Genomic DNA, 21,661 nt, shown 5'->3' on the forward strand with positions numbered 1-21,661 from the left:
AAAGCATCGTAAACGGGAGGGGTTCGGTGAGGGCTTCGCCCTCCCCAAAAACCCCTCCCACGATCCTGGAGGTTCCAGAAACATTATCTGAAAGACTATAGTTCAGCGGAAGCATCCCTACCCCAATGGCACCCAAAGCAAAAAAACAGGCCACCAAGAAGCCCACGAATGGCGCAAAGCTCGGTTTTGAGGCGACCCTCTGGGCCGCTGCTGATAAGCTGCGCAACAATATGGACGCTGGCGAGTACAAGCATGTGGTGCTTGGCTTGGTCTTTCTTAAGTATATCTCTGATGCCTTTGAGGAGCGCCACCGCTGGTTGTTGGCGCAGGCGGCGAATCCGGCAAGTGACTACTTTGTCCGTGAGGAGCGCGCCCGCTATGAGGTGGCTGAAGATCGTGATGAGTATCTCGCGGATCAGATCTTTTGGGTGCCGCCTGAAGCGCGTTGGTCGTTCCTCCAGGCGCGGGCGAAGCAGCCGGAGATTGGGAAGTTGCTCGATACGGCGATGGAGGCGATTGAACGCGATAATCCGTCGCTCAAGCGCGTTCTGCCGAAAGATTATGCCCGCCCATCGCTCGATACGCAGCGCCTCGGTGAACTGATTGATCTTATCAGTACGATTGGCTTGGGTGACCAAGAGAATCGCTCGAAGGATATTTTGGGCCGGGTCTATGAGTATTTTCTTGGCCGCTTCGCCAGCGCCGAGGGGAAGGGCGGCGGTGAGTTCTATACGCCGCGCTCTATTGTGCAGCTCCTCGTAGCCATGTTGGCCCCCTATAAGGGGCGCGTCTTTGACCCCTGCTGCGGGTCGGGGGGCATGTTTGTGCAGAGCGAGAAGTTTGTTGAGGCGCACGGGGGGCGTATCGGCGATATTAGTATCTATGGCCAGGAGAGTAACCCGACGACGTGGCGCTTGGCGAAGATGAATTTGGCGATCCGGGGTATTGATGGCAATCTTGGCGCGGAACATGCCGATAGTTTCCACCGCGATCTGCACAAGGATCTGCGGGCTGATTATATTTTGGCCAATCCGCCCTTCAATATCTCCGATTGGGGCGGTGAGCGGCTGCGCGAGGATGCCCGTTGGCGCTATGGTACGCCGCCGGTGGGCAATGCCAACTATGCATGGGTGCAGCACTTTGTTCACCACCTTGCACCGCATGGCATCGCTGGCTTTGTGCTGGCCAATGGCAGCATGTCGAGTAACCAGTCGGGCGAGGGCGAGATCCGCCGTGCGCTCGTTGAGGCCGACCTGGTGGATTGTATGGTGGCCCTCCCTGGCCAACTCTTCTACTCGACCCAAATCCCGGTCTGCCTCTGGTTTCTGGCACGCAATAAGGCCAATGGCCGTTCAGCCATTGACGCCCGCGCCCTGAGCTTGTCGAAGGGCAGCGGGGGTGAGGGCAAGCCGGGAAAAGCATTACGCGACCGGCGCGGCGAGACGCTCTTCATTGATGCGCGCAAGCTGGGCGTCATGGCTGATCGCACCCACCGCGAATTGACCGAGGCCGATCTTGCGAAGATCGCCGGCACCTACCACGCCTGGCGCGGCGATGAGGGCGCAACAGCGTACAGCGACGAGCCGGGCTTCTGCAAGGCGGCCAAGCTGGACGAGATCACCAGCCACGGCTTCGTGCTTACTCCTGGTCGCTACGTCGGCGCCGCCGCCGCCGAAGATGATGACGAGCCCTTTGCAGCAAAATACGCCCGGCTCACCGCCGAGTTGGAGCAGCAGTTTGCAGAAGGAGCGCGGTTGGAAGCGGAGATTCGAGAGAATTTGCGAATCGTAAAGGGGATGGGTTCGGGGAGGGCTGCGCCCTCCCCGAAAACCCCTCCCACGATCCTAGAGGTTCCAGAAACATAGGTAGGGGGTGCGGGGGAACCTGGTTCCCCCGCATTTCCCCCTGTCCGGCGGGGTTGTAGGGCACCGCCCTACAGATTCCAGTCACACCCAAGTAATACCAGTTACGAGTGATGAGTGGCGAGTGACAAGCAGGGTATACCTCATTGCAATGCGGTATATTCAACGGTAATTGGTATAATTGGCTATAGTGCAGGAGGAAGCATGGAACTTACCGAACTACTCAGGGCAAAGCGCCCCGAAATCTTGCAGATCGCCGCCCAGCATGGCGCATCCAACCTACGCATTTTTGGCTCAATCGCCCGTGGTGAAGCTGGTCCAGAGAGCGATCTCGACCTGCTTGTGACTATGGCAAACGACCGGAGCCTATTAGATCTCATTGGCCTGTGGCAAGACCTTGAAGATCTCCTCGAACATAAGGTTGATGTGGTTACCGATGCGGGCCTGAATGTACACATACGCGAACGAGTACTGCAGGAGGCTGTAGCGCTATTTACGCCATAGGTAGTGCCGACTTCAGTTGGCTGAGGATATGCAGATATGAGAAGTTGTCTGAAAAGCTAGTGGGCACATGTTGGAGTGCCGGCTTTAGCCGGAGGTTGTCTGAAAAGCTAGTGGGCACATGTTGGAGTGCCGGCTTTAGCCGGCTGAAGCCGGCACTCCAACGCCAGTTAATAGAATTTTCAGATAGCCTCTAAGCGATGAGTACATGACCTGTGTTATCTGCCGTCAGGTGCCAAGCCAATGTGTTGAAAGTAATGATATGCAAAAACATGCGAAGGTTGGGACATGAAAACTGATAGGATAGAAAAATTAGGTGATTATTTACCGTTTTCATATGGAAAAAGTTTACTAAAAAGCAAAAGAATTACGACTGGAACGTTTCCAGTATATGGATCAAATGGTGTTATCGGATTTCATAACACATATTTAACAGATAATTTTACCATAATTATTGGCAGAAAAGGAACCGTTGGTTCGGTTCAATTCTCAAAAACCCCTTGTTGGCCGATTGATACAACATTTTTCATATCAATATCAGATCTATATTTAGCGAGATTTGCATTTTATTCTATTAAGTCCCTTGGCTTAGAAAAAATGAATTCTGACAGTGCTGTTCCTGGTCTGAATCGAGATGCAGCACATGCGCGTCTAATTCGCATCCCCCCCCTCCCCGAACAACGCGCCATTGCCCGCATCCTCGGCAGCCTCGACGACAAGATCGAACTCAACCGCCGCCAGAATGTGACTCTCGAAGCCCTGGCGCGGGCGGTCTTCAAGAGTTGGTTTGTAGACTTTGATCCCGTGCGGGCCAAGGCCGCAGGCCGCGCCCCGGATGCGATGGATGCGGCGACGGCGAGGCTCTTCCCCGATGGCTTTGAGGTGGTTGATGGGCGTGAGGTGCCGAGGGGGTGGGGCTTGGCCCGTTTAGATAGGATCACAGAGAATCCACGACGAAGTTTTCACCCAAGTGATGTTGATCCGAAGACGCCATATATTGGTCTTGAACACATGCCCCGAAAGTGTGTAGCACTTGATGACTGGGGCAGTACGGATACCATTGAGAGTAATAAATTTGGCTTTGATCGAGGAGAAATTTTGTTTGGCAAGCTGCGACCTTATTTCCATAAAGTTGGTGTAGCGGCGATAAGCGGAGTGTGTTCCACCGATATTTTAGTTTTACGGCCAACTGAACTTAATTGGTTCGGCTTTGTACTGGCCCATGTATCTAGCGATGAGTTTGTCCAACATACAGATCAGTCATCTCATGGCACCAAGATGCCTCGTACAAGCTGGAAAGACATGGCACGTTATCAAGTGGTACTTCCACCAGAGCTTGTAGCGTCTCGCTACAACGATTTTGCATTTCCCCTCATACAAAGTATAGTTACCAATGTTCACCAATCCCGCACCCTCGCCGCGCTACGCGACGCATTGCTCCCGAAGTTGCTTTCAGGGGAGTTGCGCGTGCGTGAGGCGGAGCAGGTGGTGGAGGAGGTGCTGTGAAGGGGCGCACGATCAAGGTCTGTTGCACAGACAGTAAATGGGAAGCCGACTAAAGTCGGCACTACGCTACTACGCGCTACGCTACACGCTACGATGCCCTACAGGTAGTGCCGACTTTAGTCGGCTGAAGTCGCCAGAGATCATGGCAAGCCGACTAAAGTCGGCACTACGCTACTACGCGCTACGCTACACGCTACGATGCCCTACAGGTAGTGCCGACTTTAGTCGGCTGAAGTCGCCAGAGATCATGGCAAGCCGACTAAAGTCGGCACTACGCTACTACGCGCTACGCTACACGCTACGATGCCCTACAGGTAGTGCCGACTTTAGTCGGCTGAAGTCGCCAGAGATCATGGCAAGCCGACTAAAGTCGGCACTACGCTACTACGCGCTACGCTACACGCTACGATGCCCTACAGGTAGTGCCGACTTTAAGTCGGCTGAGGTTCTCGGAGATCATGGCAAGCCGACTAAAGTCGGCACTACGCTACTACACGCTACGCTACACGCTACGATGCCCTACAGGTAGTGCCGACTTTAGTCGGCTGAGGTTCTCGGAGATCATGGCAAGCCGACTAAAGTCGGCACTACGCTACTACACGCTACGCTACACGCTACGATGCCCTACAGGTAGTGCCGACTTTAGTCGGCTGAGGTTCTCGGAGATCATGGCAAGCCGACTAAAGTCGGCACTACGATGAGGGCAATGCAAATACATGCCATTCTATGAATATCGCATGCTCAGTCCAGATGAACAACGTGCAATTGTTGCCGAACGATTAGATCGGGGGTTTCCTCCCCATCGCCCGCCCCATCTGGAACAAGGACAAGGCTACTATCTGCTAACGGCAACAATCTATCAGCATCATGCCATTATGCTCTCGGAAACACGACTGTCACTATTCGAGCAAGCGTTGCTTGAAGCCTTTGAACAGCCAGGCATTACGTGTTGTGCCTGGGTTGTACTCCCTAACCATTACCACCTTCTCGTCCAACTTCCGGCACTTGCTGTTGTCTCAGCAATTCTTAAGCGACTGCATGGACGTACCGCTCGACAATGGAATATTGAGGATAATACCATTGGACGCAAGGTTTGGTATTACTACAGTGATCGTGCAATTCGTGACGAACAGCACTTCTATCGTGCGACTAATTACCTCCATGCCAACGCTGTGCGCCACAGATATGCTAAGCACTCTTTGGATTGGCGTTTTTCAAGCTTGCATCGCTACATTGCAGATCTAGGGATGGATTGGGTAAAAAAAATAGAGCAAGATTATCCTTTTGATACGTTTGGAGATGGATGGGATGCTGCTTGAAGAGTGAAGGACTCTTTCTTATTTAGTGAAATCTTTGTGCCATAGGTAATGCCGACTTTAGAGAATAGGTAGTGCCGACTTTAGTCGGCTGAAGTCGCCAGAGATCATGGGAAGCCGACTAAAGTCGGCACTACGCTACGCGCTACGATGCACGCTACACGCTACGATGCCCTACAGGTAGTGCCGACTTTAGTCGGCTGAAGTCGCCAGAGATCATGGCAAGCCGACTAAAGTCGGCACTACGCTACTACGCGCTTAGAGGTCATGAGAAGCCGACTGAAGTCGGCACTACGGTGGTAAGACTGATTTCTATTTCCTGAAACCATCCTTAATGCCCAAGGGGGAGCTATGCCAGCAACGTTGACCGAAGCTGACCTCGAAGCAGCAACCCTCGTCTGGCTCGCTGAGCTTGGCTATACCACGCGCTTTGGCCCCGAGATTGCCCCTGGTGCGTCGGCTGCCGAGCGTGATGACTACACTCAGGTGGTGTTGCTTGGGCGACTGCGGGCTGCCCTGCTGCGGCTGAACCCTGCGCTTCCCGCTGAGGCTTGCGCTGAGGCGCTGCGCCAGATTCTGCATCCCAATGCGCCTGCGCTGCTTGCCAATAACCGCACCTTTCACCGCATGCTGGTTGCTGGTGTGGCTGTGGAATATCGGCGACCCGATGGCTCGCTTGGCGGCGAGTTGGTGCGCCTGGTGGATATTGCGAACCCCGCCAACAACGATTGGTTGGCGGTCAACCAGTTCACGGTGGCCGAGGGCCAACACAAGCGCCGCCCCGATATTGTGCTGTTTCTCAATGGCTTGCCCTTGGTGGTGCTGGAACTCAAGAATCCCGCCGATGAGCAGGCAACCGTCTGGATGGCATGGCAACAGGTGCAGACCTACAAGGCCCAGATAGCAACGCTCTTCCTCTACAACGCGGCGTTGATTATCTCCGACGGCCACACGGCGCGGGTGGGGACGCTGACCGCCGACAAAGAGTGGTTTATGCCCTGGCGCACGATTGAGGGCGAGACGGTAGCACCAACAACCCTGTTGGAATTGGAAGTATTGACCCGTGGCATGCTCGCACCACACCACTTGCTCGCGCTCTTGCGCTCCTTCATCGTCTTTGAGGAGGATGAGAGCGGCAGCCTCGTCAAGAAACTCGCCGGCTACCACCAGTTCCACGCCGTCAACAAAGCCGTAGACGCCACCCTTGAGGCGACTGCGCCCACCGGCGACCGGAGGGCGGGGGTGGTGTGGCACACCCAAGGTTCCGGCAAGAGCCTCACGATGGCCTTCTACGCCGGGCGGATCATTCAAGCGCCAGCAATGGCCAACCCCACGCTTGTGGTTATCACCGATCGCAACGACCTCGATGATCAACTCTTCGGCACCTTTGCGCGTTGCCACGAATTGCTGCGCCAAACCCCGATCCAAGCCACCGACCGCAACGATCTGCGCGCCAAACTCGAAGTGGCCGCTGGTGGCGTCATCTTCACCACCATCCAAAAATTCCTGCCTGAAGTGCGCGGCGAACGCTCCGAACCGCTCTCCATGCGGCGCAACATCGTCGTGATTGCCGACGAGGCCCACCGCAGCCAGTACGGTTTTGAGGCAAAACTCGACACCAAAAGCGGCACATTGACCTATGGCTTTGCCCAGCATGTGCGCGACGCGCTGCCCGCCGCCTCCTTCATCGGCTTCACCGGCACCCCGATTGAACTCACTGATCGCAATACCCGCGCCGTCTTTGGCGACTACATCAGCATCTACGACATCCAGCGTGCCGTGCAAGATCGGGCGACCGTACCCATCTACTACGAAAGTCGCTTGGCCAAACTCGCCCTCGACGAAACCGAACGGCCCAACCTTGACCAGAGTTTTGAAGAGGTAACCGAAGGCGAGGAGGTCACCAAGAAGGAGCAACTCAAGAGCAAATGGGCCGCCCTCGAAGCGGTGGTTGGCGCTGAACGACGCATTGCATTGCTGGCCAAAGACCTCGTTGAACACTTCGCGCAGCGCCTCGAGGTCATGGAAGGCAAAGCCATGATTGTCTGCATGAGCCGCCGCATCTGCATCGATCTCTACCAAGCCCTGATTGCACTCTGCCCGCAATGGCACAGCGACGACGACAACCAGGGCGCACTCAAGATCGTCATGACCGGCTCGGCAAGCGATCCGCTGGCGTGGCAACCCCATATTCGCAACAAAGCGCGCCGCGAGGCGCTGGCCAACCGCTTCAAAAACGCAAGCGACCCCCTGAAACTGGTCATCGTGCGCGACATGTGGCTCACCGGCTTTGATGCGCCCAGCTTGCACACGATGTATGTAGATAAACCCATGCGCGGCCACGGCCTCATGCAAGCCATCGCCCGCGTCAACCGCGTCTTCAAAGACAAGCCCGGCGGCCTCATCGTAGACTACCTGGGCCTCGCCGACTCGCTCCGCGAAGCGATGGCCAACTACACCGCAAACGGCGGCAGCGGCCAAAGCACCCTCGCCCAAGAGGATGCAGTCGCCATCATGCAGGAAAAGCACGAGCTTTGCTGCAACCTCTTCCACGGCTTCGACTGGTCAGTGTGGGCCAACGGCAGCCCCATCCAGCGCCTTGCGCTGCTCCCGCCAGCCCAAGAACACATCCTCGCCCAAGAGGATGGCAAGAACCGCCTGCTCCAAGCCGTCACCCAACTCTCACGCGCTTTTGCCCTCGCCATCCCCCACGACGAAGCTATCGCCATCCGCGACGACGTCGCCTTCTTCCAAGCCATCCATGCTGCGCTGGCCAAAACACCGAGCAACACAACCAAAACCGCCACTGCCGACCTCGACCAAGCGATCCGTCAACTCGTCGCCAAAGCCATCGCCCCCGACCATGTGATCGACATCTTCGCTGCGGCAGGCATCAAAAAGCCCGACATCTCCATCCTCTCCGACGAATTCCTCGCCGAAGTACGCGGCATCCCACACAAAAACGTCGCCATCGAACTCCTCCGCAAACTGCTTGCCGACGAGATCAAGACCCGCTCACGCAGCAACGCAGTACAGGGGCGCTCCTTCAGCGCAATGCTCGAACGGTCACTCCGCGCCTACCAGAATCGCGCCCTAGAGACCGCCCAAATCATCGAGGAGCTGATCAAACTTGCCGAAGAGCTACGTACCGCCCAGCAGCGCGGGGAAGAACTGGGCCTCAACGAAGACGAACTCGCCTTCTACGAAGCCCTAGAGGTCAACGACAGCGCCGTCAAAGTTCTCGGCGACGAAACCCTCAAGACCATCGCCCGCGAACTGGTAGAGACCGTGCGCCGCAACGCCACCATTGACTGGACACTCAAAGAGAGCGCCCGCGCCAAACTGCGCGTCATGGTCAAACGGCTCCTCCGCAAACACGGCTACCCCCCCGACAAACGAGAGTGCGCCACCCTCGTCGTGCTTGAACAAGCGACGCTACGAGCAGCGGAGTGGGCGGGGTAGGAGGCTTTCAAGAATAGGCTTTTTTGCTCCGCCGCGTTCTCACGCAGTCCACCACGGACGCCGCTCGCCCGCGTAGGCTGCCGCTTCAATGCGCTGCCAGCGCCCACCCATGACGATCATAGCGATACTCGTTGCTGCCGCAGCAATGGCCAACAACCAACCGAAGAGATTGACAAACATGAGCGTACTCCTAGGTAGCGTATACCATAGCATAACGCAACGCTACGCATCGTGTACCCACCATGCGACCGATGCGGGACTGGTTCTTTGTACGGATATGGTTCGCTCGGCTGATGTGTAGCCCGCTACTAGGAACGGTCATACCACGCCAGAATATCAAGGGGCGGTGGGTATGCTATACTGCAACGCATTAGGCCATGATTCATAGCCTGTATTGCTTGGCAGAGTTTGCCTATGCTTGAACCAGCCAATATTCTGATTGTTGAAGATGAGCCGTTCATTCGGCGCATCTACCATGATCTGCTGACCAGTGATGGCTATCGGGTCTCGCAGGCGGCCAGTGGTGAAGAGGCGCTGGCCTATTTGCAGTTGATTACGCCTGATCTGATCCTGCTCGATCTGGGGCTGCCAGGGATTGATGGCTTTGAGGTGACACGGCAGATTAAAGCTGATCGCAGCAAGCCTTTCACCCCGGTGATGGTGATCTCGGCCCAAGCCGATCCCACGATCAGTGTCAATGCGCTCGATGCCGGTGCAGATGATTTTCTGGTCAAACCGGTTGAGATGGACGAGTTGCTGGCCCGTGTGCGGGCGATGCTGCGTTTGCAACGGGCGCAACGGGGTATGCAACGAGCCCAGCGTAAGACCGAGTTGTTACTCCATTTGACCCGCGATCTGGGCGCGAGTCTTGATCTTGATGTGCTGCTGACCCGTTTTCTCGATCATTTGGCCGATGCGGTGGGGGCGGTGCGTGCTTCGATTATTCTGAGCGATTTTGATAATGATGAACGTACACTCTACTATTCCAGTAGTCGCAACCCTGCGACCAAGGTGCTGCCCGATATTTTGCGCCAAGGGTTTGCTGGCTGGGTGATGCGCACCGGTGAACCCGCAGTTCTTGCCGATACCCGCACTGATCCGCGTTGGCTCAATACCTCTTCCTTGCACTCCAGCGTGCGCTCGGTGGCGGCTACGCCAATTATGCGCGAGGGGCGCGCCCTCGGCGCGATCACGCTGGTTCACCATACGCCCGGCTTCTTTACCGATGAGCATATTGAACTACTCAGTTCGGTGGCAGCCCAGAGCGCCGTTGCGCTCGAGAGTGCGCGCCTCTTTCGCCTGACCCGCCGCCAAACCGAGCTGTTATCCCAACGCACCGAGGAATTGCGTAAGGTCAATGAGATTAACGCCTACCTCTCGGAGTTGATGGCCCCTGATCAGGTGACCCGCCTGTTGGTCTATATGATCCAGCAGCAGTTTGGCTACCCGCTGGTCTATCTGTTCTGGCGCGAAGGCGATGAACTGGTCTTGCAGGCGGCGGCTGGCTCGGTGAGTGCCAGTCTACTGCTCGGTTCACGCTTGCGTGCCGACCGAGGTATGCACGGGTGGGCCATTCGCCATCAGCAGGTGCTGCACGTTGATGATGCAACCCAAGATAGCCGTTTTGAGGCGCAGTTGCCCGATGATGGGCTAGTGCGTTCACAGTTAGTGTTGCCGATTGTGTTGCGCCGCCAGGTCTTGGGGACGCTTGATGTGCGTAGCCCTGAGGTGGCGGCCTTTGGGCCGAGTGATGCGGCAGTTCTGAGTGCGATTGTTAATCAGTTTAGTACCGCGTTGGGCAATGCGCGCCTGCTTGAGAATGAACAGCAGCGCATCGCCCAACTCAGCCGGGTCAATCGCCTCTCGGTGGAGTTGACCGCCCAGCTTGATGCGCCCCAACACCTACAAGCCGTGGCCCGCTCGGTGGCCAAGATCTTTGGGGTGCCCTTTGCTGGGCTGCTGCTCTGTGCTGATAGCGAACACGACCTACCCCAGGTGGCGTTGGCGGGCAGTGTGACTGTGGAGCAGGAGGCGATGCTGAGTAGCTTGGCAGCACAGCATGGGGAGTTGTCCTCCGCGATTGGGGCGCTGGGGGGGCCCATGCTGCTGAACAATCTAGCCCAAGCGCAGGAATTTGCCCCGCTGCACCCCTTACTGGCCACCTGGAAGATCAATGCGGTGCTCGTCGTGCCGCTTATGGCTGGCACCCGTACCTTGGGCATGCTCTGCCTCGATGCATCCGGGCGGCCTGAGGGCTTTGGGCAGGCCGATCGCGAGTTAGTGGGTACCGTGGCCAGCCTGATTGTCCAGGTGATCGAGAATGCGCGGCTCTACCGCGTAGTTGCCGATGAACGCTCGACGCTCAATGCGGTGCTGCGGGGAGCCGCCGATCCGATTCTGCTGGTTAGCCCAGAGCACGAATTGTTGCTGGCCAATCGTGCCGCCGAAGAGCAACTTGGCCTTGGACTTGAACATGCATTGGGTCAACCCCTGGCCCAACAGACCAACATCGATGCGGCCATCCTGCAGCAACTCATGGCGCTGATTGAACAGGGGAGCATCAATGGGGCCGCAGGCGAAGTGAACCAAGCTGATGATGTAACCTATAGTGTCAGCGTGGCACCCGTGCAGAGTGGCGATGGCCAGCCCCTCGGCAGCGTGATGGTCATGCGCGACATTAGCCCGATTAAGCGCCTGGAACGCCAAGAGCGCGAACGGGTGCGCTCCGTCTTTCGGCGCTATGTCTCGCCCCAAGTCGCTGAACAACTCCTGAGCGCTGGGGGTGATTTTGGCCAACCTACTGAGCGCGATGTCGCGGTGATTTTTGCCGATCTGCGCAACTTTACCAGTATCACCGAGCGCACTGAGCCGCGCATTCTGATCGAACATATTCTCAATCGCTACTACACGATGGTAACCGATGTCCTGTATACCCATGATGGCACGGTAGATAAGTTCTTGGGCGATGGGATCATTGCCGTCTTTGGCACACCCATCGCCCGCCCAGACGATCCGCAACGCGCCCTCGAGTCGGCGGTTGCGGTTCAACGCGCCTTTCACGAACTCGCCCAACTCTGGAAGCAGGAGTTGGGCTACTGCATCGGCATGGGGGTGGGCTTGAGCTATGGGCGGGCCACGATTGGCAATATTGGCTCCGAACAGCGCCAAGATTATACCCTGATTGGTGATGTGGTCAATACCGCTTCGCGCCTCTGCTCGGTGGCCCAAGCTAATCAGATTATTGTTTCGCATAACTTGATTTCGGCCTTGCCACCAGACTATCAGCCCCGTTGGAACCTGCGCCCCCTGGGGCCGGTGGCAATTAAAGGAAAGCAGGCACCTCATCATATCTTTGAGGTGGAATTGTGATTGTCTAGAGGAGTGTGCATTGATGTTGTCTCTTGCCCGTTCTTGCCTCCAGATGCGCAGGCTCGCTGTGCTGCTGGTATCCTTGCTGGTGCTCATTGCAGGTTGTAGTACCCCCACAACGACCCTCACAGGCACGGTGGTTGATGCCTATACGGGCATGCCTGTGCCTGAAGCAAGTATCCTGATTGGTAATACAAGCCTTACGACCGATGCCGCAGGCAGTTTTAGTACGGCCAGTTGGCGGCATGCCGATACGCTGGAGGTGCGTGCACCCAACTATGAGGTTGTGAGTATTGCCTTAGGCGAGCAGCCTGAAGTGACGGCCACCGAGGGGACCACGGTCACCCTCGCTACCATGCTGCGCCCCAATACCCTTGTAGGTGAGATTAGCGATGAGTTTACGGGTGATCCTGTGGCTGGCGCTGAGGTGACGGCCAGCTTTGCGGTGACCGCAACGGTGACCAGTACCACCGATGCCGAGGGGCGCTTTAGCCTAACCGAGCTGCCAGAGAGCTTTACCCTGCGTGTGACGGCTGCTGAGTATGCGCCAGCGGAAGTGGCCTTGGAACGCACCACGACCCATGATCTCGCTCTGCGCCCCAATGTGTTGAGTGGCACCATCAGCGACCGCTTCAGTGGCGCGGGGGTGGCCGACGCAACCGTAACGGTGGCCGGGGTGAGTGGGCGCAGTGATAGTGCCGGGCACTACCGCATTGAGGGCATCCCGGCGGAAGCTACGTTGGTTGAGATCAGTGCCGATGGCTATGCGAGCCTTTCGCAGGAATTGGGGCGCAGCACCAGCCTCGATGCCGTGCTCCGCCCCGACACCCTACGCGGGCGTCTGATTGATCAAGCGAGTGGCGAGCCAATTGCCAATGCAACGATCATTGCAACCACCAGTTTTCCTGGTACCGCTGTGGCCTTTGAACGGATCACCGCTAGTCGTGATGGGAGCTTTACCCTGCGTGGCTTGCCTGAACAGGGCTACTTGCAGGTTCTCTCGCCTGGCTACGGTACGGTCGTGCTGCCGATTGAACCCGGTGCAGTACCCAACGAGATCGCGCTCGAACGCTTCCGCGTCAAGGCGCTCTATGTCACCTCTGCCGTAGCGAGTGTCCCAACAATGATGGAACGCTACATTGAGTTAATCGAACGAACTGAACTCAACGCCATTGTGATTGACATCAAGAGCGACCTACGCGATGATTTGGGCCTGGTCTACTACGATTCACAAGTACCCTTGGTCCGCGAACTGAATCTTTCAAAACCCTACATTGATATGCCAGCCTTGGTGCAGAGTCTGCGTGAACGGGGCGTTTATACCATTGCACGTATCCAGCTCTACTCCCACGACAACGTCCTCTCCGATGCTCGCCCCGAATGGTCAATTCGCTGGCGCGAAACTGGTGAAGTCTATGCCGACTTCCCTGGGCCGGGAATCCGCTATGCCTACCTCGACCCGACCAATCGCAACGTGTGGGACTACAACATTGCACTGGGGGTTGAAGCGGCGCTCATGGGCTTTGATGAGGTCAATTACGACTACATTCGCTTCCCTGATTGGTTTGGCACCCGCGCCGAATTCCGCGATCAACTACTCTTCTCCGAACCGCTCGATCCAGTGGATAATCCGGCGCGCATGTTTGAGGTGATTGTTGAGTTTATGGAAGAGGCCCACCGGGCCGTCAATGGCGCTGGGGCCAAAATGTCCGTCTGTGTCTTTGGCCGCGTGGTCTCTGGGCCTTCGCTCACGATTGCCCAAGATATGCGGCTGATGGGGGATCATACTGACTATATCGCCCCAATGCCCTACCCATCCTTGTGGTGGCCGGGTTCCTTTGGCATCGCCTCGCCCGTAGATGAACCCTTCGCCATTCTGGAAGCCTCGAATCGGGCGGGCCTCGAACAGATCGAAGGTGAGTACGCACGCCTACGCCCCTGGTTGCAGGATCATACCGATCCCTGGTCCTACAAGGTGGTACGCTACGGCCCCGAGGAAGTACGGGCCCAGATTGATGCCACTGAGATGTTCCCCGAAATTGATGGCTGGATGCTCTACGATTCGGCCAATGTCTATCGCGGTGCCTTTGGCGGTGCCGCACGCCCGAATCCGTAGGGGTGGTTTTAGAGGCTGTCTGAAGAAAATCTGGGGGCACACGCTGGAGTGCCGGCTTTAGCCGGCTGAGGTCGCCGACACCCCCCGGATGCCGACTAAAGTCGGCACTCCAACGGTAAAGCTGAAAGTGTAGTGCCGACTTTAGCCGGCTGAGGTCGCCGACACCCCCCGGATGCCGACTAAAGTCGGCACTCCAACGGTAAAGCTGAAAGCGCGTTTCTGCAACCATCCCCAAAAGAAAGAATTTAAGAAGTTCCCTATGAGAAAACCTTGGCACCCCATGCTCACCGCGATCCTCCTGCCCCTGCTGCTGCTTGTGCTGGCACCACCCGTAGCGGCGCAGCAGCAGGGGCCACAGGCGCGCATCGGAACCTGGACGCTCACGACGGTGGCTGATTGGCAGGCTGGGGCGGCAAGTGGCACCATGGTGACCAATAATGCCGGTGGTGAACTGCGCCTCGCCGATGGGCAGGCTAGTGGGAGCTTTATCTCGGTGCCCTTCAAGACCGACTTTGCGGCTAATGCCGCCGGGTTGCTCTGGGAGGCGGAGTTGCCCCCTGGTACCCAACTCAGCCTGGCGTTGCGTTCGCGCATTACGCCGCCCGAAGATGCTGGTGAGGCGGGATGGAGCGCGTGGTACCAGCTTGAGTCCGGTAATACCCGCTCGGCTACGGGTGGTTGGGCCAGCCCCCATGTGGTGGCCCTGCCCCGAGGTAGCGAATATTTGCAGTTGCGGGTCAATTTGAGCAGCGATGTCGCCCGTGCTTCAGCCAGCTTGCGCCAGGTGAGTGTGAGCTACCTTGATAGCGCCTCAACATTCCCGACCTTTGCGGCGGGCCTGCCGCGTCAGCCGATCCTCTTTGGGCCCGAAACGCTCACGCAGCGCCCCGCAGTGATTGCGCGGCGCGACTGGAGTGGGCGCGTGGCGGCGGCGCAACCCGGACGCAGCGATCCACTGGGGGTGATTGTGCATCAGCTTGATACCACCCTCACCGCTGATGCGAGCCTCGAGCTTGTGCGGGCGCTGCTGGCCTACCAGACCCAGGTGCTAGGCTGGGAGGATCTGAGCTATCACTACCTGATCGATCCCGAAGGCAATCTCTATGAGGGGCGTTTGGGCGGCCCGACCTCGCGGGTGACTCAGGTGGCTGGTGGTGATCGTGCGGTGCATGTGGCCCTGCTGAATCCGCGTGAAGAGCCACTGAGCCCAACGGCGCAGAGTAGCTTGGTGAGCCTCTTGGCATGGTTGGGCCAAGCCTATGATTTTGCGCCGACCGGGCAGCATAGTGTGGGGAGTGCCGGTGGGCGTACCACGCGCCCCAATATTGCGGCCCACAACGAGGTGGTGCCTACCGCGCCCGATCCCTATGGGCCGGTGCAGAACGCCTTGCCCCAATTGCGTACCCTTGCCGACCAGTCTACGGTGCGGGCACGTTGGTACTTTGCCGAGGGCAATGTGAGCGACTACAGCCAGCGGCTTAGTCTCTTCAACCCGACCAATAGTCCCGCCGATGCGCGCATCACGCTCGTGCGCCCGGGGGCCGCCCCGGTTGCGCGCATCGTGGATGTCGCGCCAGGTGCCCGTAGCGACCTGACGATCAATGCGTTGGTGCAGGACGAAAACGCCCTCCCCGCGATTGTCGAGTCGAGTGTCGCCCTGCTGGCCGAACGGAGCATGGGCCTCACCAGCGATATTGGCGGCGGGCCGGGCATCAGCCGCCTCTCGCGGGTCTGGTATTTTGCCGAAGGCTCAACCGAGGGCACCAACCGCACCTTCTTGGTGCTCTTCAATCCCAATGCCACCAGCGCACAGGCTACGGTGACCTACATGCGCCGCGATGGTACCAGTCTGAGCCAGGAGGTGCAGATTGCGGGCCAGGATCGCCTCGTGATCACCGTGGGGGACATCACCCAGCCCGATGGCAGCATGCCACTGCAGGGAACTAATTTTGGCGTCCAGGTGATTGCCAACCAACCGATAGCCGCCGAGCGCACGATGCGCTTTGGGCCAGGGCAGACCGGCATGCACACTGGGCGCGGCATCGCCACCCTTGCGCGCGAATGGCACTTTGCCGAAGGGACAACCGAAGGCGATTTTCGTATGCGGCTGCTCGTCCTCAACCCCAACCGCCACATGGCCAATCTTGAGGTGAGCTTTATGGGGCCTGATGGTCAGCAAGAACTGCGGCGCTACGCCGTACCGCCGCGCACCCAACTCACGATTGATGCCAACGAAGTTGTGCCTAATCTCGGCGTAAGTACCAAACTACGCTCGGATCGTCCGGTCGCGGTCGAACGCTCCTTACACTTCAACAACGGCGCGACCGGCAGTGTCGGCGCGGGCGCAACCGCTCCAGAGCTACGCTGGGCCTTCGTAGATGGACGCACCAGCGATGCCACCTACTACCTCTGCGTCAGCAACCCGGGCTACTTGCCCGCCGACGTCACCGTAGACCTACGCTTCAGCGATGGAGCCATTGGTAGCCAACGTTTCCGCGTGCCTGCGGGGGCACGCTACACCATGGCCGTCCACGAATTCTACCCCGATGAAGCAGCAGTCACAGCGATAGTGCGCGCCACTCAGCCCATTGTCGCCGAACGCTCACTCTTCCCCGGCGGTGGCGCACGCGGTGGCTTCACCGTCTTGGGATTGCCGTTGCCATAATACCAGTTATGAGTGACGAGTGACGAGTGACAAGCAGAAAATAGCGCATACCAATGATATGGTTTGCCCCACATCCATGCTTATGCTATACTATCCTGCGGCGTTCAAATGCGCCAAATACACACATCCCCAGTAAGAACGTGCTCCTGCCGGTAGCGCCGGTCTGGTCGTTCGGGAAGGGGGTGGCGGCTGGAAACATTCCAGGATATGTAAGGAGCAACAAGAGACCTATGACCCAAGCAGCTACGCAACGTGTCGTGTCCATCAAGGCTTTGTTGGAGGCGGGGGCCCATTTTGGGCATCAGACCAATCGTTGGAATCCGAAGATGCGCGACTATATCTTTACTGCGCGCAACGGCATCCATATCATCGATCTACAGAAGACGGTCAAGGGTCTGAGTGATGCCTACCGCTTCATTGCCGATATGACGGCACGCGGCGAGAAGATTCTGTTTGTCGGTACCAAGAAGCAGGCCCAAGAGGCGATTGCCGAAGAGGCAACCCGTGCCGGACAGTACTATATTACGCAGCGCTGGCTTGGTGGTACGCTCACCAACTTTGCCACCATGAAGGCTCGCCTGAAACTGTTGGCCGATCTTGAAGCCCAGCGCGACCGGGGCGATTTTGCCCGCCTGACCAAGGCAGAAGGGCTGAAGCTCGAAGAGAAGATTGGCAAGCTCAATCGTGTCTTTAGCGGCATCAAGACGATGGATCGCGTCCCTGGTGCCATCTTCATTATTGATCCGCACAAAGAAGTTCTCGCGGTCAAAGAGGCGGCTACGGTTGGAGTGCCTGTGGTAGCAATGGTAGATACCAACTGCAATCCCGATCCGATTGACTTTGTGATTCCCTGCAATGACGATGCCATCCGGGGTATTCGCCTGATGACCAGCAAGATCGCCGATGCCGCCCTCGAGGGCCAGCATCGCCGCGACGCGGCGCATCAGTAGGTGCGTTTGACAACCCGCTTGCTAAGGCTACATCAACGTCACCTCCGGTGGGGGTGCGGGGGAGGCTGCGCCTCCCCCGAAAAGCTTTTTTGTTGCTATTTGGCGGCGAAGCACCATACGCATGACATTAAGCGCTCGGCGGGGGTTTGGGGGAGGTGAAGGTAAGCTTCCCCCAAGAGAACTCATTTTATTCCGTGTTGGTGGCGAAGCCACCAACACGGAATAAAAAACGGGATTTGGGGCGTAGCCCCAACGATTTGCCATGACCCTAAACGCTTGCCGTAAGGCAACACCATACGCATAAGGAGAGTGCTACAGTGGCTGTTCCGATTGAATTGGTCAAAGAGTTGCGTGAACGCACTGGTGCCGGCATTAAGGAGTGCCGCGACATCCTGGAACAGGTTGATGGCAGTATCAACAAGGCGATTGAGATTCTGCGCGAGCGCGGCATTGAGGCAGCGGCGAAGAAGGCTTCGCGTGAGGCTAAAGAGGGGCTGATTGGCTCCTATGTCCACCACGGTGCGCGCGTGGCGGGCCTGGTTGAACTCAATTGCGAAACCGATTTTGTGGCGCGTACCGAGGATTTCGCTGCGCTGGCCAAAGATCTTGCCCAGCATATCGTTGCGCTCAATCCGCGCTTCATCAGTGAGGCCGAAGTGACTGATGAGATCGTTGCGGAGAGCGGCCAGATCCGTGAGACCTTTGTGAAGGAGCAGGTGCTGCTCGCCCAACCCTTTGTGAAGGATAGCTCTCAAACGATTGAGGATAAACTGAAGCAGGCCATTGCCAAGCTTGGTGAGAATATCGTGGTACGCCGCTTTGTGCGCTATGAAATTGGTGCCTAGTAGCCGGTTAGCGGGGTGTAGTGGGTCGTTGGGCCTATTGCACCCCGCTAACTGCCCAATGCCCCTATGCAAGAGCCCAAATATCGCCGTGTGTTGATCAAACTGAGTGGCGAACAGATTAAAGGCACCGATGAGGTGGTGAGCTATGATATGCTCGACTACCTCGCCCGTGAGGTTGAAGCTGTCCATCGCCACGGCGTTGAAGTCGCCTTGGTCATTGGGGGCGGCAATATCTGGCGTGGCAACCAGTCCATCGCTCGTGGTATGGATACCGCCCAGTCCCACTATATGGGCATGCTCGGGACTATTATCAATAGCCTAGCCCTGCAAGATGCGCTTGAGCGTCATGGGCTGCATACGCGGGCCATGACCGCGATCCAGATGAATGAGGTGGCCGAACCCTACATCCGGCGTCGCGCCACCCGCCACATGGAGAAGGGGCGCGTGGTGATTCTTGCCGGGGGCACCGGGAATCCCTACTTCACCACCGATTCGGCTGCCGCCCTACGCGCCGCCGAAATCCATGCCCAGGTCATCTTGATGGCAAAAAATGGCGTGGACGGGGTCTATACCGCTGATCCACGGCGCGATCCCAAGGCAACCCGCATTGACCACCTGACCTACATGGAGGCGCTGAACCGTGGTCTGGCGGTGATGGATTCGACAGCCCTGACCTTCTGCATGGATAATAATATTCCGATTATCGTCTTTAATGCGCTACAAGCGGGAACAATAGAGCGCATTGTAATGGGGGAGCAGGTTGGCACCCTCGTGAGTAGAGCCTAGGAGGGCGTGATGGTCAATGATGTCATCCGTGAATATGAGGCCCATCTCAAGAAGGCGGTGGAGGCGCTGAAGCACCAACTGGCTACTATTCGTACCGGACGAGCCTCGGCGGGTCTGGTTGAACACCTGCAGGTGGAAGCCTATGGTGCGCCAATGCCGCTGAACCAACTAGCGAGTATTACCGTGCCCGAGGCACGCCTGATTGTGATCCAACCCTACGATGCGGGGATGATTAAAACCATCGAGAAGGCGATCCAACACTCCGATCTCGGCATTAACCCCGGCAACGATGGGCGTGTGATCCGCCTCGCCGTGCCCCAATTGACCGAAGAGCGCCGCCGCGAAATGGTCAAGGTGGTGCGCCACCGCGTTGAGGACGTGAAGGTCTCGGTGCGCAATCAGCGCCGCGATGCCATAGATCAGCTCAAGGAGTTGGAACACGAAAAGCTGATTGGTGAAGATGACATGCGGCGTGGTCAGGATCGGGTGCAACAGGCGACCGATCGTTGTATTGCTGAACTTGATCAGCTTGGTAAGGAAAAAGAAGCTGAAGTCATGGCGGTCTAGGGTAAGATTCGACGAGGGCGATCAGCCATCTATGAGTAGCTTTGAGGGCGAACGCATCCCCCAACATATTGCGGTGATCATGGACGGCAATGGCCGCTGGGCCAACCAGCGTGGTCTGCCGCGCCTCGCGGGTCACCGTGCTGGCACTGAGAATATCCGTGCTATTGTCTCCGAGGCATCAAAGATCGGTGTGCGTTACCTTACGCTCTATGCTTTTTCAACGGAGAACTGGAATCGGCCTTCGTTGGAAGTTCAGGGGTTGATGCAAATCCTCAGTGATTTTATTGATCGTGAGACGCAGAGTTTGCATGAGCAGAATGTGCGTCTGCGCCACCTTGGGCGGCTTGAGGGCTTGAATAAGCTGCTGGCCCGTAAGGTTGAGCGGGCGATCAATTTGACCTACGCCAACAGTGGGCTAACCCTAGCAATTGCCTTCAACTATGGTGGGCGCGCCGACATTATTGATGCGGTGCGCCGCATTGTAGCAAGTGGTATCGATCCTGCCATGATTGATGAATCCATGATCGAGGCCCATCTTACCACCGCAGGCATGCCCGATCCCGACATGGTTATTCGCACCAGTGGTGAACGGCGCCTCTCCAATTTTCTGATCTGGCAGGCGGCCTATAGCGAATATTGGTTTACGCCGGTCTTCTGGCCCGATTTCCGGCCAGAACATTTGCATCAGGCAATTCGTGAGTATGGACGGCGCGAACGCCGCTTCGGCGGCATCAACGAAGCGCCCTAGCTCATTGACCCGCCGCATCCTCAGCGTGATCGTGTTGATCCCGCTGATCGTTGCCGCGGGCTGGTGGGCTTGGGCAACCGTGCTGGTGGTGGCGCTCTGCGTCGCCCTGGGCATTCATGAACTCTTTGGGATTATGCGCCAAGGAGCCTTTACGCCGCGCCTTGGCCCCGGATTGGCCGTGGGCCTGAGCCTGGTTGCCGCAGTAGCGCTGCGTCCCTTCAGCCCCTTCGATCTGGTGGGCCTCTGCCTCGCATTGAGCCTAATCCTTACGCTGACCTATGAGCTCTGGCCTGGCGACCGCAGCACCAGCCTGCAGAGTTGGGCGCTCACCGTGACAGGCGCACTCTACGTGAGCTGGCTGCTAAGTAGCTTCATCATGCTGCGCCAGCTTAGCCTGCCGCTGCACGAAGGTTGGCTGGAATTCTTAGCCATCCCCGCCGGGGCACGCTGGGTCTTTCTGGCACTTGCGATCACCTGGCTGCAAGACACCGCCGCCTTCTTCGTCGGGCGAGCCTTTGGGCGACAGCGCATGGCCCCCGTCCTCAGCCCCAAAAAGACATGGGAGGGCGTTGTGGGGGGCTGGCTGATCTCAATCGTCACAGCCATCATTGCGGTGCCCCTGCTTGGCCTGCCGCTCAGCTACCTCGCCGCAGGCATCATCGGAGCAATCGCAGGCATCGTGGGGCCTCTGGGCGACCTCAGCGCATCGCTGATCAAACGCCAAATCGGAGTCAAAGACTCCGGCCAACTCATCCCTGGCCACGGCGGCATCCTTGATCGCATGGACAGCCTGCTCTTCGTTGGCCCGGTGGTCTACTATGGGGTCTTGTTGGTGGCAGGGGGAGGGGCATAGCCTGCTGTAAAGCTTGACAGCCATAGGGTTGTGGTTTATGCTTGCCCCTAGATTAGAAACTAGTTACCTTCGTTAAGTCGCTCATGCGGCAAGCAATCGTCAGTGAACGTGTCGG

16 protein-coding genes are annotated in these 21,661 nt (G+C 57.6%); 15 read left to right on the top strand and 1 reads right to left on the bottom strand.

Translation table 11 applies throughout. The annotated features are described in order from the left end of the window. The first annotated feature begins 125 nt into the window (after positions 1-125). From CJ255_RS01955 to CJ255_RS01975, 6 genes are all read left to right on the top strand, one after another. Complete coding sequence (locus CJ255_RS01955) at positions 126-1,865, top strand: class I SAM-dependent DNA methyltransferase (protein ID WP_097642418.1); 1,740 nt, start codon at positions 126-128, stop codon at positions 1,863-1,865. A 201-nt stretch (positions 1,866-2,066) separates the two neighbouring features. Further along, positions 2,067-2,366 (top strand): nucleotidyltransferase family protein, encoded by a 300-nt coding sequence (locus CJ255_RS01960; protein ID WP_097642419.1) that lies wholly within the window; start codon positions 2,067-2,069, stop codon positions 2,364-2,366. Positions 2,367-2,651: 285 nt separating this feature from the next. Further along, a complete protein-coding gene (locus tag CJ255_RS01965) occupies positions 2,652-3,869 on the top strand; it encodes a restriction endonuclease subunit S (protein WP_097642420.1) in 1,218 nt (405 codons plus the stop codon). Positions 3,870-3,906: 37 nt separating this feature from the next. Continuing rightward, a complete protein-coding gene (locus CJ255_RS22390; RefSeq protein ID WP_124681784.1) occupies positions 3,907-4,398 on the top strand; it encodes a hypothetical protein in 492 nt (163 codons plus the stop codon). A 208-nt stretch (positions 4,399-4,606) separates the two neighbouring features. Beyond that, positions 4,607-5,188 carry an REP-associated tyrosine transposase gene (locus tag CJ255_RS01970; protein ID WP_217352380.1) on the top strand — a complete coding sequence of 194 codons (582 nt, stop codon included), beginning with the start codon at positions 4,607-4,609 and terminating at the stop codon, positions 5,186-5,188. 348 nt (positions 5,189-5,536) lie between these two features. Next, positions 5,537-8,647 carry a type I restriction endonuclease subunit R gene (locus CJ255_RS01975; RefSeq protein WP_097642422.1) on the top strand — a complete coding sequence of 1,037 codons (3,111 nt, stop codon included), beginning with the start codon at positions 5,537-5,539 and terminating at the stop codon, positions 8,645-8,647. Between the two features lie 39 nt (positions 8,648-8,686). On the opposite strand, the gene CJ255_RS23270 is transcribed toward CJ255_RS01975, so the two are convergent. After that, complete coding sequence (locus CJ255_RS23270; RefSeq protein WP_165774525.1) at positions 8,687-8,827, bottom strand: hypothetical protein; 141 nt, start codon at positions 8,825-8,827, stop codon at positions 8,687-8,689. A 234-nt stretch (positions 8,828-9,061) separates the two neighbouring features. Between CJ255_RS23270 and CJ255_RS01980 the strand changes: the two genes are divergently transcribed. The 9 genes from CJ255_RS01980 (at position 9,062) to CJ255_RS02020 (ending at position 21,546) form a co-directional block, all read left to right on the top strand. Then, positions 9,062-12,016 (top strand): GAF domain-containing protein, encoded by a 2,955-nt coding sequence (locus CJ255_RS01980; protein WP_097642423.1) that lies wholly within the window; start codon positions 9,062-9,064, stop codon positions 12,014-12,016. 67 nt (positions 12,017-12,083) lie between these two features. Next, complete coding sequence (locus tag CJ255_RS01985) at positions 12,084-14,132, top strand: putative glycoside hydrolase (RefSeq protein WP_245863120.1); 2,049 nt, start codon at positions 12,084-12,086, stop codon at positions 14,130-14,132. Between the two features lie 259 nt (positions 14,133-14,391). After that, positions 14,392-16,797 carry a peptidoglycan recognition protein family protein gene (locus tag CJ255_RS01990; RefSeq protein WP_245863122.1) on the top strand — a complete coding sequence of 802 codons (2,406 nt, stop codon included), beginning with the start codon at positions 14,392-14,394 and terminating at the stop codon, positions 16,795-16,797. Positions 16,798-17,027: 230 nt separating this feature from the next. Further along, on the top strand, positions 17,028-17,747 hold the full coding sequence (gene rpsB / locus CJ255_RS01995) for a 30S ribosomal protein S2 (protein WP_097642426.1): 720 nt from the start codon (positions 17,028-17,030) through the stop codon (positions 17,745-17,747). Positions 17,748-18,064: 317 nt separating this feature from the next. After that, positions 18,065-18,592: a translation elongation factor Ts gene (gene tsf, locus CJ255_RS02000; protein WP_097642427.1), complete on the top strand. Its 528-nt coding sequence runs from the start codon at positions 18,065-18,067 to the stop codon at positions 18,590-18,592. 66 nt (positions 18,593-18,658) lie between these two features. Continuing rightward, on the top strand, positions 18,659-19,378 hold the full coding sequence (pyrH, locus tag CJ255_RS02005) for a UMP kinase (protein ID WP_097642428.1): 720 nt from the start codon (positions 18,659-18,661) through the stop codon (positions 19,376-19,378). 9 nt (positions 19,379-19,387) lie between these two features. Continuing rightward, the gene (gene frr / locus CJ255_RS02010) at positions 19,388-19,945 is read left to right on the top strand and encodes a ribosome recycling factor (RefSeq protein WP_097642429.1); all 558 of its coding nucleotides are present in this window, start codon (positions 19,388-19,390) and stop codon (positions 19,943-19,945) included. A 31-nt stretch (positions 19,946-19,976) separates the two neighbouring features. Then, positions 19,977-20,693: an undecaprenyl pyrophosphate synthase gene (gene uppS / locus CJ255_RS02015; RefSeq protein ID WP_097642430.1), complete on the top strand. Its 717-nt coding sequence runs from the start codon at positions 19,977-19,979 to the stop codon at positions 20,691-20,693. Further along, positions 20,647-21,546, top strand: a complete 900-nt coding sequence (locus tag CJ255_RS02020) for a phosphatidate cytidylyltransferase (protein WP_245863123.1) — start codon at positions 20,647-20,649, stop codon at positions 21,544-21,546. The genes uppS and CJ255_RS02020 overlap by 47 nt, the downstream gene beginning before the upstream one ends. Positions 21,547-21,661 lie beyond the last annotated feature (115 nt).

It is taken from the genome of Candidatus Viridilinea mediisalina (assembly GCF_002532535.1).
Taxonomy (GTDB): Bacteria; Chloroflexota; Chloroflexia; order Chloroflexales; family Chloroflexaceae; genus Viridilinea; species Viridilinea mediisalina.

Coding starts and splice junctions, on each gene's coding strand:
- CJ255_RS01955 (WP_097642418.1), top strand. CDS start 126: ATGGCACCCAAAGCAAAAAAACAGGCCACCAAGAAGCCCACGAATGGC.
- CJ255_RS01960 (WP_097642419.1), top strand. CDS start 2,067: ATGGAACTTACCGAACTACTCAGGGCAAAGCGCCCCGAAATCTTGCAG.
- CJ255_RS01965 (WP_097642420.1), top strand. CDS start 2,652: ATGAAAACTGATAGGATAGAAAAATTAGGTGATTATTTACCGTTTTCA.
- CJ255_RS22390 (WP_124681784.1), top strand. CDS start 3,907: ATGGGAAGCCGACTAAAGTCGGCACTACGCTACTACGCGCTACGCTAC.
- CJ255_RS01970 (WP_217352380.1), top strand. CDS start 4,607: ATGCTCAGTCCAGATGAACAACGTGCAATTGTTGCCGAACGATTAGAT.
- CJ255_RS01975 (WP_097642422.1), top strand. CDS start 5,537: ATGCCAGCAACGTTGACCGAAGCTGACCTCGAAGCAGCAACCCTCGTC.
- CJ255_RS23270 (WP_165774525.1), bottom strand. CDS start 8,827: ATGTTTGTCAATCTCTTCGGTTGGTTGTTGGCCATTGCTGCGGCAGCA.
- CJ255_RS01980 (WP_097642423.1), top strand. CDS start 9,062: ATGCTTGAACCAGCCAATATTCTGATTGTTGAAGATGAGCCGTTCATT.
- CJ255_RS01990 (WP_245863122.1), top strand. CDS start 14,392: ATGAGAAAACCTTGGCACCCCATGCTCACCGCGATCCTCCTGCCCCTG.
- rpsB (WP_097642426.1), top strand. CDS start 17,028: ATGACCCAAGCAGCTACGCAACGTGTCGTGTCCATCAAGGCTTTGTTG.
- pyrH (WP_097642428.1), top strand. CDS start 18,659: ATGCAAGAGCCCAAATATCGCCGTGTGTTGATCAAACTGAGTGGCGAA.
- frr (WP_097642429.1), top strand. CDS start 19,388: ATGGTCAATGATGTCATCCGTGAATATGAGGCCCATCTCAAGAAGGCG.
- uppS (WP_097642430.1), top strand. CDS start 19,977: ATGAGTAGCTTTGAGGGCGAACGCATCCCCCAACATATTGCGGTGATC.
- CJ255_RS02020 (WP_245863123.1), top strand. CDS start 20,647: ATGGACGGCGCGAACGCCGCTTCGGCGGCATCAACGAAGCGCCCTAGC.